Source organism: Aulosira sp. FACHB-615 (assembly GCF_014698045.1).
In the GTDB taxonomy this organism is placed as follows: domain Bacteria; phylum Cyanobacteriota; class Cyanobacteriia; order Cyanobacteriales; family Nostocaceae; genus Nostoc_B.
In genome coordinates this window covers 337,060-349,740 of sequence record NZ_JACJSE010000002.1, presented here as the reverse complement: position 1 = coordinate 349,740, position 12,681 = coordinate 337,060, and the positions used below count along the sequence as shown (strand labels likewise).

Sequence of the window (12,681 nt, the reverse complement as noted above, 5' to 3'; positions counted from 1 at the left end):
TTTTCTAATACCAAATTAAAAAATGATTGCGACAAATGGATGGCTCAAAAGCTTACCAATCAACCCTTACCCAATCCAAAATCTAAAATCTAAAATCCAAAATGGTATAAGTTCCAATATCCTTGTATAGCCGTAACACACCCTACTTAATATTTACTTTATAAATAGCCTATTAACAGCACTCTTCTGAATCCTGAATAATTGATTCAGACACTTTTTTTCAATCTTTGGGAGGGAAAGAAATTTTGTTACCCTCTGGAGTGCTAATTACCTTTCCTCCCAACGCCTCAATTTCGCTTATGACTCTTTTACGAGTTTTTTCATCTACTCCATTATTTAATATCATTGCCCAGGTAGTAATTCTGGCGTACCTGCTATCAGGATTTTGGCTCAAAAATAAAGCAGTTTGATAAGAATTTTGAGTTATATATTTACTTTCTGGATCGGAATAGTTATTTGCCCAATTAGCTGCCATAATGAAAGAATTTTGTGAGGCCTGATAATTTCCTAAAAATAATAATTCATCAATACCTTTATAACGCCATATATAGTAAGATTTTTCTGGAACTTGGGGAGTCATACTACGTAAACCCTCTTCCATTAATTTAATCGAGCGTTCTGGCATAGCAGCATACAAAGAAGTGCTAGTAGAAAGCCCGACATAAGCTCCTAAAAATCTTGGGTCATGTTTAATAATAATATCAAAATATTTTGGGCTAAGACTGTAACCTGTTTTTTCGCGTACTTCATCATCACCAAAGTACTGTAAGAAATTGAGATAAACCCAATTAGCTATCAAGTTGTCATAACCAAAACTAGGTATCTCTTTTAATAAATTTAACCGGAGATGTTCAGCTTTGATATCTTTTTGTAAAACCTCTAACGAAATATCTTGTTTGTTAGTTAATAGTAATTGTAATCGAGGGAATTGCAGGGCGCTAATTCCTAATAAGCTAAAACAGAATATTAAAGGTGTAATTAAAGCTTGATATGATAAACGCAGCATAGATAACCTGACAGTATATTTTTGTCACTGGAAGCATAATATTTCCGTAAGTAATACTGTAACCCAGATTGTTGCGTTGGGCGATCGCAACCCAAATTATCATATTCCGTAAAATGCGATCGCGTTTCCAAGTAATCAATGCCTGCTCAATTGCATTCTGTTGTTCATCCGTAGTCAAATGTTGTGGTACTTGGATGTAAAAGCGGCTTTTGCAAGTAATCATTACCGAACAAACCAGAGGTTGCTAACAATAAGACAAACTCAAACCCGTTTATTATGTTACATATATCGTGTCAGTTGAACACGGTAACGGTCTTTTTTAGTAATCGCCACGTCGCCCACTTCTAAACGCCCTTTACCGCGAATAGCAACTAAATCACCAGATTTGACTTGAAAACTAGCTTGGGTAATTTCCTTCCAGTTAACGCGCACATCGCCACCATCGATTAAATCTACCATTTTGCTGCGAGACATGCCAAAACCAGCACTGGCGATCGCATCTAATCTTAAAGAAGCTTCTACAGTTGTTAATTCTTTTTTCTTGGGTTCCCGAATTTTTAACTCGCTAATGTCAATTGGTTGGGTTTTTACGGGAACTGAGCGTACTTGTTGCAGATTCATCTCTAAAAATTCTGCCATTTCCGGCACAACGATTACCTGCGCTCCTCGCTCGCCTAAAACAATAATGTCTCCTGTCTTCTCCCGCACAATTCCGGTTCCCAACATTGCACCTAAAAAATCACGGTGACTGGCGGTATCGAATAAAAAATTACCCGCAATTTCTAAAGCCACAATAGCCACTTGTGATTGATCTAAGGGAATTTCTCCACGAGCGATCGCAATTCGTTGGCGTTCAGCTTGGGGATATCCACCCCAAGCCAATAACTGCACTTCAGTTAATCGATTAAAAACCCGTTGAATTTCTGCTAATTCTGGCGGAGACAAAAAATCCGTCAACACCACTTCCCAAGTTTTGATCGCCTGTTCCGCCTGATCAATCACACGCGCAACAGTATCTCGATTTTCTACACCCTTTAAAAGTTCTTCTCGTGGCAACATTATTAAAAGTCAATTGTCAATGGTCTTTGGTTAAGCTTACACCCGTTTCTCACACCTACACCCCTGCACCCTTCCACCCCTGTTTCGCCTTATTTAGCGTCAGCGTAACCTTGAATATTTTCTGGCTCAAACTGACGTAGTATTCTGGTGGCTTGGCGAGTCAGAGTTTCCGAACCCTGAACCACGATTAAATACTTACCAGCATCCAAGCGGTTGCGATAAGGTAGCGCATCTCCACTACCTGTAATCAAACCTACTCCACCACCAACAAACACAGCACCCATAGCGCCACTACCAGCCCCCAGTAATCCCCCAACAACGTGATTACCAATTTCACCAGCCCAAGCAAAGGTATTTAACCCAGTAATGAAACTGAAGGTAAAACCAGCAAAAAAACCAAACGGTACTAACCAAAATGTCATCAGTTTTGCTTGCTTCTTAGCTTGCTCTTTGGGATCAATCAAACCAAACTCGTCAGCAGTTTTATATCCCCTACCTAAGATTGTGCTATTGATGCTGTCTTTTTCTAGTGCTAAATAAGCAGCTTCAGCTTGGATACGGTCTGGTAATACAGCAACAAGGTAATTCATTGATCTAACAACAGTTTCCTGAAAGAAGTTCGCCTTAATTAACAGGGTATCAGGAAAAAAGTGCTGAGTGCTGAGTCTGGAGTGCTGAGTCTGAAGTGCTGAGTGCTGAGTAAAATTTCTCCCCCTGCTCCCTGTCTGCCTTCTGCCTTGGTCGCCGAGCGTTCGCGCAGCGTCTCCGACAGGAGAAGTCGAGGTGCTACTCCCCACTCCCTACTTCCAACTTAATCCTATCCAGTGGTTCACAAAAATTGTTCACACCTTGCTTGAGGACGTAGATTAAAACTGGTGTCGCCAAAATTTTAGGGAAGGTAGGCATTGTTTTGAGATGTGCCATCATCCCTAAAATCGAGCTATTTAACAATTCTTCTCTAAATTCTGATTCACAAATTACCGCCCGCCACTTTTTCGCCAAAGCATCCAACCATTCAGAATTTGCTTGTTCTGGTTCTTGTCCGGCTTTGATAGCGAGTGTCATAGCTGCATCTTCTAAATCTCCTTCACAGTCTTCAATCAAATCCAGTGCTTCCATAGCTACAGGATCATCTGCTAACTGAGAACGAAATAAGGCAATTTCTTGAGATGTCACTTGAGTCATGAGTAGTCTGTAGTCAATAGTCCATAGTCAATAGTCTAGAGTCAATAGTCAAGAGTTAAAAATTTCAACTCCAGCGATATAACAGTAGTCCAGGTGGTTAAGACATCAGTGAACAATCAAACTTATGACAGTCAAAGACTTTTAACTCTATCACCTGTAACCTGCTATCACTATTGACCATTGACTACTGACTAATTAACGAAATGACCTAATAGTAACTGCACGCTGTAATCGAGCTAAAGCCCGGTTGTAATTTAAGATAGCGGTGACTCGATTACCTTCTGCTCTTGTTAAGTCAGTTTCGGAGTTAATTACATCAGTTTGTGTACCCACCCCAGCTTGGAAGCGTAACCGCGCCAGACGTAGAGCTTCTCTGGCTTGTTCTAAGGCTGTGTTAGCGGTTTGCACGTTGTCTAAATTAGACCGTTGGGTAGAAAAAGCCTGTTCTACTTGGAAGCGGATTTGGTTACGCTGCTCGGCAAAGTTGGTTTCTGCGATCGCAATATTGGTTTTGGCTTGAGATGCTCTAGCCCGTGCTGCACCACCATCAAACAAGTTCCAACTTGCTCTCACCCCAACAGAATAACCATCAGTAATGCTGACACTATCGTCAAACTGATCCAACAAGTTGTAGTTAGCAATAAAACTCAATTGTGGTAAATTCGCTGCTAAGGCTTGTCGGCGCTGTTGTTCGCTAATTTTCCGTTGTGCCAACTGCTGTTGTAGTTCTGGACGGTTTTGAAAGGCCAAAACAATACTTTCTTCTAATGACCGATTCCACAAACCAGCTAACTGCACTGTATCTGCCGCACTAATAGTAATATCTTGTGGCAAACTCAGGGTAGTGACTAACTGTCGTCGGGCTATTAGCTGATTGGAAATTGCATTAGTTAAGTCTTGTTGAGCATTGGCTAAGTTAACTTGCGATCGCAAAACATCAAAGCGAGTCCCAACACCCGCACGCTCTAAGGCTTCCGCATCACGCAAACTCGCTTGAGCATTTTCTACTGCTGACTGGTTAATCCGTACTTGCTCATCGGCTTCTTGCAAGTCGTAATACTGGGTAGTCACATTCAGGCGAATTTCCTCAGACTGACGTTCCACATCCAATTCATTGAAACGTACCTGTTCCTCAGCTTCTTTAATCGCCGCTTGCCGTCTTCCCGAAGTATAAATGTTATACGTCAACTGCGCCTGACCATTGAAACCAGTGCTAGGTTCATCACTGTTAGAACTTAACCCGGCTCGACCATTTAACGTATCTTGTAGCTGACTAGAAGCCGACTGACTGCGAGTAATATCCGCATTCAAATCCAAAGTTGGATACAAAGCAGCTTGGGCTTCCCGTAAAGCTCCTCGACTACGTTCTAACTGCAATACCGATATCTGTAGTTCTCGATTATTCCGTCGCGCTACCGCCAAAGCCTGTTCTAAAGAAATTGGTTGATTACCTTGAACAGTCACTTCCTCGGCTTTTGTCGGAAATTGCAGAGGATTAGCCGTCGGAATCAAGTTTTCTGGAACTTGGACAGCATCAGTAGCAGCTGGACTAGCATTACTGGGCTGGGGAGCATTAGCAGGTTCTACAACAGGCGTTGGACTAGTATTGCTGGGCTGGGGAGCATTGGCAGGTTCTACAACAGGAGTTGGAGTAGCTGTTGGTGCTGTCTCCACTGGCGTAGCACCAGAATCACTAGTACTCGGCACAGTTGTCGCGTCTGGCGCTGCTTCCGTCGGTTCTGGTGCAACTGTATTGTTTTGTGCCGTTAGCTCTCCAGTTAATTTTTGCTGCTCACAACCTCTAGAGTACAAAGATAGCGCCGTCGATATCCCGATTTGTTGTGAGCAACTGCGTGCTGCTAACAATTGCGCCGCCCCTGCACCCTTAAATACCGTTGGTTGGGCTATGGGCAACTGAGTTTTTAAATTTGGCTGTGACGCTGCGGACTGTTGAATCGAAGATAAGAAAACAGGTTTTTTTTGAATAGCAGAAACTGGGAAAGTAGCAGAATTGACAGATGTATGATTAAACTTCTCTCTCGCCGCAGTCGCTGATTTTTTGGGTTTTTGAATTCTGCGTGCATTACGCGGCTCTGACTTTGGAGAAAAATTCAAAGTCGGTGTCGAATTGGCAAAACCAACTGGATGTTTCTGAGGTATTTGTGCCAGTGTCATACCAGTATTTTCTGTGGATGTGCCTGGGTGACTTTGACTATTTAAAGTAGGCACATTCAAGGCAGTAGACTCAGAATTAGAGCCTGCATCTGGAAACATCTGGTTTGCAGTTTTAGGCAGTTGAGTGTTATCTGCTACTATGTTATGACTTTCAGTTAAAGTCACAACACTAGGCGCAGGTTTTTGTTGTACGTTACTTACTTTTACTGTGTTAGCCAAGGCGGGTTGGGCTGTTAATACCGCCATTGTTACGCCAGGTAAGAAAGTATGAAATAATTGCTGTCTGTTATGAAATAATTGCTGTCCTTTCACCGCATCCCCTCACACGAAAATCAATCTAGCGGCAGAAACCTTTTCTTCACCACAGAATATAGCACGATACTAAATTGAAGAAGGGATATAGCACGATACCAAATTTAGGAATCGGTACTCCTTTTGTCTTCAAAACTTCTGACTATGCGAGAAAGTTCTGCCTTTTCGTCGATGCTAACGCGGGTAGGCGCACCACTCACAATCCGTTCATAATTCCTGAAAGAATCTTTAATTTCTGGGCCGTCAGCCGTAATATTATACTCACGAATTCCCTTATCGTGCCAGGAACCTCGCATTTTAAACACGTTAATTGCCCGCGACATTTCCCCACGAATTTCTACGTACTGCAACATCAAAATTGTGTCAGTAATTGTAGAAATATGTGAGTCAGTAATAGAATGAGAACCCATAAATTGGTCAGTTGTATTGGTAAAAAAGCCAGTGATTTCTTCTTGTTTGGCATAACCAGTTACGCCAATCACAAACTGACGAAAAGCGTTATTACTTACACCTCTGGCTAAAGCTGAAAGTGAATCAATGGCTATTCTTGCTGGTTTAAAGTTAGCAATTTCTGACTTAATAATTTGCAAGTGATCTTCTAAACCAGTTGATTCGGGATAAGTACAAATGATTTTGAGTAACCCCTGATGTTCTAATTCTTCAAAATCAATTCCCCAAGAAGAAGCATTCCGTGAAAGTTGAGCGCGTGATTCTTCGTAAGCAAATAAAATGGCACGTTCACCATTCACACAACCATCTTGTAAAAATTTACTTACAAGTAATGTTTTCCCAGTACCGGTTGCTCCGGTGGCTAAAATAATCGAATCTTTAAAGAAACCACCACCACACATTTCATCCAGTGTTTTGACACCAGAGGAAACGCGGACATTAGAAGACCTTTGAGTTAAGCGCATTGCGCCCAGAGGAAAGATGTTGACTCCAGCATTAGTAATGGTAAAAGGATACTCACCTTTCATGTGGGTTGTACCCCGTAACTTGAGAATTTCCGTCGTCCGTCGCCGACGTTCTCCTTCTAGTACATTCCGCACAATTACCACGTTATCCGAAACAAATTCCTCAACTCCAAAAGAAGCCACAGGGCCATATTCTTCACTTCGTTCTGTGGTAATGATGGTAGTAACATTCAACTGTTTCAGCCGAGCTACCAAGCGGAAAATTTCGCGTCTGACGACTCCCACTGCTTCGTATTGTTGAAATACGGCGGTAATCGAATCAATAGACACACGTTTGGCTTTATATTTCCGAATAGCATATTGTAGTCGCTCAATTAATGCCGAAAGGTCAAAATTACCGACAATATCTTGACCTTCAGGATCTGGTGAGGCATCGAGAATGAATAACTTACCTTCATCCATTAAGCGTTGTAAGTTCCAACCAAAAATATGAGCATTTTTGATAATGTCGCTAGGCGATTCTTCAAAGGTGACAAATACACCAGGCTCATCAAAATAAGTAATGCCGTTATATAAAAACTGAAGGGATAATAAGGTTTTACCTGTACCAGAGGTGCCACTAACCAAGGTAGTTCTACCGACTGGTAAACCACCATGACTAATATCGTCAAACCCCTCGATCATTGTCCGAATTTTTTCTACACCACCAATTGGTGTCGGGTTCTGCTCTTTTTGCTCGTTTTCACTCATTGCTTGATCATAAATAGGGCTTTTAACCCAGTTTTTCTCTTACTAAAGGTACTAATTTGTCTGCAAAAAAAATTAGATTAAAGGTTTTGGGATTCTTCCCAGTCTTCTTCACTTAGTTCTTCATACAATAAATCTAATCCAATTAACACTCTTTCTCGATCTGAAAGATCACCAATAATTTTCCGCACTGGAGGCGGCAAAATTTTTGATAATGTTGGTGTCGCTAAGATTTTATCTTCTTCAGCTAGTTGGGGATTTTTCATTACATCAATGACTTTGAGTGCATAAACACCTTGGAATTCTTGCTCTAATATGTTCTTTAGTGTTTTTAATGCCCGGACTGAGTTAGGGGTGTTCCCAGCGACATAAAGTTTGAGAACATAAGTTTTTCTGGCTTTATTCATAAAAAGATGAACTTAAACATAAAAACTAAAATCTAAGTTTAGTGATTTTAGAGAAATACATAGTTTTTGGTGTTGATGACTGTTGCTGATATGTTTAATGACCTATTTAGAAATTGCACATCTATAAGCTTCACATAGGTGAGCCAAGATATCTATGAGAGTCAAACGGTAATCTAGTAATGTCTCATCACTCCTTCCTTCTAATTTTAGCTGTTTAGAAAACTCGTCAATGAGTTCCATGTGAATTTCGATGATTTGAGGCACAGGAATATTAGCACAAAATACTGTATTGATGAATTTATCGATTTTTTCTTTCAAGGTTTTGTCTGTAGTAAAGTAATCTATAAGAATCTGGCGATAATCAGATTTAATTTGTTGTAATAATACCTGCTGATCCACTTGAGTCATTTGCTGAAAAACCTGTTGTGGTTTTTGCTGCTGGCACGCAAACACGTAAAAATATTTGTCTATAAAATTTTGATTAAGATTCGCTGGCAACCAATTTAGTAAGGAGTAAAGTCTAGCTGTGGTGGCAGACACAAGAGCAGATGTGCTAAATTGAGCGGAACTATGCCCAAAAGAGTACTCACGGCTTGGGTTAAATGGTGGTTTTGTACCTAGTTGAACTAGGTTATCTAAAATTTTTTTAACATTTGGTTGGAAAAATAGTATAGGTAGTAGCATTTATATATTTAAACATCTTGCTGAATCACTCCAACCAGAGTTGGTTAAGTTGAACAAAGTTTGAGAGAAACTTGAGAGAATCTGACTAATAATTTAGTTAAGTTGTTAGTCAATTCTTAATTACCGCTCTAGATAAACCAATTTCTATAGTGGCTCAACGACTACAGAAAACAAGTAAGCAGGAAGATGAGGTGTTCGTTATAGAGGGTACATTAGTTGATTGAGATTCGCATATTATGTATATCCATCAGAATGTAGATTTTTTGATTTCACCCCTTGATAGGATACTTAAACTAACTTAAAGTAGGCTTGCATTCTAAATCATTATAATTCCTCAAGGTTCTAAAGCGAGTCTTGAGAGCCATAATTGTTTTAGCTGTCACTCTTGATCAAACGTGACAACACTAGTAAAACACTTTTAGGTTATTTCCCCAAAGTTATAAAGTGGCAAAGGCAAAGTCAACCAGCAAGGCAGGGCTGGAACAATTAAATTTACCACGGCAATGGTCTTAAGGCTCAAACAAGAATTGGGGAAATGAGTTTGTTGATGAGGATGTTATTGTCAGCGCGAACATGATTTATCCGATCGCCAATGCTCAAGCTCAACGCTGCTAGAGGAAGAATTAACCCCAAAGCCTTATGTCAATGCTACAGTACCCGCTTTATAACTTTCTAGCAACCGTACCTAAATGTGGTGAAACAAGTACGTTAGTAGCGGCTTTAGAAGTTTTTGAGCAAGAACAGTGCGATCGCTTAGTAGTAGTTAATCAACTGCAAGAACCAATAGGGTTGTTAAACTCCGTCCAGTTAAGCCAAAAACTGCTGCTCGAATCCCCAGAAGAACAATATTTGGATTTACTGCAACAGCCCTTAACCCTGTGGAAGCACAGCATTTTTGAGCCATTACAAATATTCGCAGCCAGCGATCGCGTTGAGCAATTTGTACAGTTTTTGCGATACTATTCCGCCCCATCTAGCCATAATGTGAACTGCACATTGGTTGATGGTGAAGGCAAATTTTTAGGTTTGTTAGATAGCAGTCGTTTATTAAGATTATTAGCCCAGGAAAAAGCAGGCAAAACAGCCGCTAATTTCTTGAGTTCAGTTGGTCAGGTATCCAGAGAAACCCCAGACACCAACAGTTCTAAAGTCAAAACTCACTGGCGATCGCGCAAAACTCATTCATTTCAGCCATTGCGCCACAAACCCCTGATCAAGTTACTCGAACAACTGCCTTGGCCATTGATGCTGCAAACCAGTACGGGAGAAATCGTCACCCAAAACCCAGCTTGGTGGCAACAGTTGGGAGGTTTAAAAGATCCCGAAGATGTGCGGCGACAAGTCGCACATATCCTGTCGCCAGCTTCAGCCAAACAACCAGAATATGTCAGTCAAACGGCGGTGAAAGTTCCCTATAGTGAAGATGGCACATTATCTCAATTCAAATTTAATTCCGTAGAACATACTTGGGCATTGAAGCATGAAGCTTTACCCCATAACAATTTTCTCCCACAATCACCAACAACTTCACCTGCTTTTAATCGCTGCTTTTTAGATAGCCAAATGGGGACTTGCACCTGTGTGGTCGAAGAACAAAACGGTCAAGAACGCATCTGGCAATTTGCCAAAATCCCCTTAGATAGCCCAGATTTACGAGTTTTAGAAGAAGTAGCCGCCGAAAATCATCATCATTTGTGGTTGGTTTTAGGGACTGATGTCACCGAACAGCAACAATTATGTAAAGAACTCGCCGCTAAAAATGCCGACTTGATTCAATTGAATCGGTTAAAAGATGAATTTTTAGCTTGTATTAGTCATGAACTGAAAACACCTCTAACGGCAGTTTTAGGATTATCACGGTTACTGGTAGACCAACAATTAGGGGAATTAAACGAACGACAAGCCCGTTACGCCGGACTAATTCATCAAAGCGGTCGTCATTTAATGAGTGTGGTCAACGACATTTTAGACTTGACCCGGATGGAAACTGGGCAGATGGAGTTAACCCTCGCACCAGTGAATGTACAGGCTGTGTGCGATCGCGCCCTGGCCGAAGTCACCGCCATCCACACTCAAAGCAGCAAAACTGTCCCCAGTAACCCAGCCCATATCAGCCCCCCAGTACCGAAATTTACCTTAGCCATTGAACAAGGCTTAGAACAGATGGTGGCGGATGAATTGCGCCTGCGCCAGATGTTAGTACATTTGTTGTCTAACGCTTTTAAATTCACCGAAATATCTGGCGAAATTGGTCTGCGCGTCAGTCGTTGGGAAGGCTGGATTGCTTTTACAATTTGGGATACAGGCATAGGTATCCCCGAACACCAGCAACATTTAATTTTTCAGAAATTTCAACAACTGGAAAATCCCCTGACCAGACAATTTGAAGGAACTGGTTTGGGACTGGTATTAACCAGAGCTTTAGCCCGCTTACATGGCGGCGATGTCAGCTTTTTGTCTCAAGAAGGCAAAGGCAGTCAATTTACACTCTTATTACCCCCTAGTCCCCCAACCACAGGTTTTACTGATCCAGAAATTAGCAATCAAGAAGATAGAACCCAACAAAATCTGGGTACCCAAAAAGTTCCCCTGGCGGTGACTTCCCCAAGTAACAGTAATCAACATCTCCCTGGTTGCTCTCAAAGATTAGTGCTGATAGTTGAAGCTGTGGCTCGATATATAGAAGATTTGGCAGAAAAACTCAAAGGTTTGGGTTATCGAGTCATTATCGCCCGTTCCGGCACAGAAGCCGTCGAAAAAGCCCGACGCTTACAACCCCAAGCGATATTTTTAAATCCTTTATTACCATTACTTTCCGGGTGGGATGTGCTGACATTGGTCAAATCTGACTTAGCCACAAGACACATCCCCATCATTATTACCGCCACCGGTGCAGAAAAAGAGCAAGCATTTGCCAATCAAGCAGAAGGTTTTTTAAGCTTACCCATAGAAAATCAAGCTTTAGCACCCCTGCTAGACAAGTTGTGTGCTAAACCCTCAATTCCCACTTCCGAGGTTGGGAGAACTCCCACAACTACCAATAATCAACCATTACGAATTTTGAGATTGGTTGATCCAGAATTAACATCGATTAACCCCCACCCCTCATTGCGTGAGCATCGGGTCATAGAAGTGGATAACTTAGATCAAGCAGAACTCTTGGCTAGGGTGTGGCAATTTGATGTCATCTTATTAGATATAGAAGGTTCCTTAGCCCAAAGTTATTTACAACAATTAACACAGCACCCGCGTTTAATCGCTCTGCCGTTGGTGACTTGTGATGTGGCTACTAGCTTGGCAGCTTCCCAGATACCTGGACTGTCTGTATTTCCCTGCTTAACACCTTTTGGGAAAAACAATCACAGTCGCTTAGACAAACTTGATCCGTTGTTGTCAGTATTACAAATTGCCTCTGGTATTTGCTGTCCACCAAGTATTTTAGTCGTGGATTTGACCACACTCCATGATTTACCCCAGATCAGGCGGAAACAGGTGAGACACGATCGCACCTTGAAAAATGCTGCTACTAATCATGTGACGAGCGAAAGAGGCTCAGAATGGTTTCAAGCTTTGATTCAGTATCTGCAAACAGCAGGTTTAAAAGCAGCTATTGGGCGCTGTTGGGCAGAAGTTAACCAACAAATTCGCCACAATAGCGTTGACTTATTGCTCATTTGCTTGGGAGAAGCGCCAATTCACCAGGATGTCTTAAAAGCATTGAAAGCATTAAAATTTGTGACGGTAAATTTACCACCGATTTTAGTACTTGATCAACGTTCTCAGCGTGAGCCAGGGAATTTTCCCGCAGAAATCAAGCAGAACAAACATAGCAACCGAGATCATGTAGATCAATCTCTCAGAGCGATCGCTACAGAAATCTTACCTCGTTCCATCTCAATGGAAGATTTACTGCATCATATTAATCAGGCTTTACTACAACATCAACAAGCAAAAAGTTAGCTTGAACTGACAGAAGCTCTACATTGGATACCATTTCACGTCAAATATTATATATGTATGCAAGCAGCGCCTCAACTTATACCATTTTGGATTTTAGATTTTGGATTTTGGATTGGGAAATTGCTTACTGGTGAGCTTTTCAGTAACCCATTTGTCGCAATCATTTTTCAAATTGGTATTACCTCGACTACGCTCAGTACAAGTCGCTCGGCGAGAGGAAGTGATTTGTATC

General features: G+C 41.4%; 10 protein-coding genes. 1 reads left to right on the top strand and 9 read right to left on the bottom strand.

Annotated elements, in window-relative coordinates:
• Positions 1–220 precede the first annotated feature (220 nt).
• From H6G77_RS03790 to H6G77_RS03750, 9 genes are all read right to left on the bottom strand, one after another.
• Complete coding sequence (locus H6G77_RS03790; protein ID WP_190671056.1) at positions 221–1,006, bottom strand: hypothetical protein; 786 nt, start codon at positions 1,004–1,006, stop codon at positions 221–223.
• Entirely contained in the window at positions 954–1,229 is a 276-nt protein-coding gene (locus H6G77_RS35540; RefSeq protein ID WP_242048511.1) for a hypothetical protein, read from the bottom strand. The genes H6G77_RS03790 and H6G77_RS35540 overlap by 53 nt, the downstream gene beginning before the upstream one ends.
• Before the next feature lie 56 nt (positions 1,230–1,285).
• Complete coding sequence (locus H6G77_RS03780) at positions 1,286–2,065, bottom strand: photosystem II S4 domain protein (protein WP_190591921.1); 780 nt, start codon at positions 2,063–2,065, stop codon at positions 1,286–1,288.
• Positions 2,066–2,154: 89 nt separating this feature from the next.
• Positions 2,155–2,655 (bottom strand): hypothetical protein, encoded by a 501-nt coding sequence (locus tag H6G77_RS03775; protein WP_190591920.1) that lies wholly within the window; start codon positions 2,653–2,655, stop codon positions 2,155–2,157.
• Between the two features lie 196 nt (positions 2,656–2,851).
• The gene (locus H6G77_RS03770; RefSeq protein WP_190870871.1) at positions 2,852–3,250 is read right to left on the bottom strand and encodes a hypothetical protein; all 399 of its coding nucleotides are present in this window, start codon (positions 3,248–3,250) and stop codon (positions 2,852–2,854) included.
• A gap of 195 nt (positions 3,251–3,445) precedes the next feature.
• Entirely contained in the window at positions 3,446–5,737 is a 2,292-nt protein-coding gene (locus H6G77_RS03765) for a TolC family protein (RefSeq protein WP_396020665.1), read from the bottom strand.
• A gap of 104 nt (positions 5,738–5,841) precedes the next feature.
• Positions 5,842–7,401, bottom strand: coding sequence for a circadian clock protein KaiC (kaiC, locus tag H6G77_RS03760; RefSeq protein ID WP_190591918.1), 1,560 nt, complete (start codon positions 7,399–7,401; stop codon positions 5,842–5,844).
• Positions 7,402–7,478: 77 nt separating this feature from the next.
• On the bottom strand, positions 7,479–7,805 hold the full coding sequence (gene kaiB, locus H6G77_RS03755; RefSeq protein ID WP_062294773.1) for a circadian clock protein KaiB: 327 nt from the start codon (positions 7,803–7,805) through the stop codon (positions 7,479–7,481).
• 102 nt (positions 7,806–7,907) lie between these two features.
• On the bottom strand, positions 7,908–8,489 hold the full coding sequence (locus tag H6G77_RS03750; protein ID WP_190671055.1) for a KaiA family protein: 582 nt from the start codon (positions 8,487–8,489) through the stop codon (positions 7,908–7,910).
• 639 nt (positions 8,490–9,128) lie between these two features.
• Here H6G77_RS03750 and H6G77_RS03745 point away from each other — a divergent pair.
• A complete protein-coding gene (locus H6G77_RS03745; RefSeq protein ID WP_190870870.1) occupies positions 9,129–12,449 on the top strand; it encodes an ATP-binding protein in 3,321 nt (1,106 codons plus the stop codon).
• Positions 12,450–12,681: the final 232 nt, after the last annotated feature.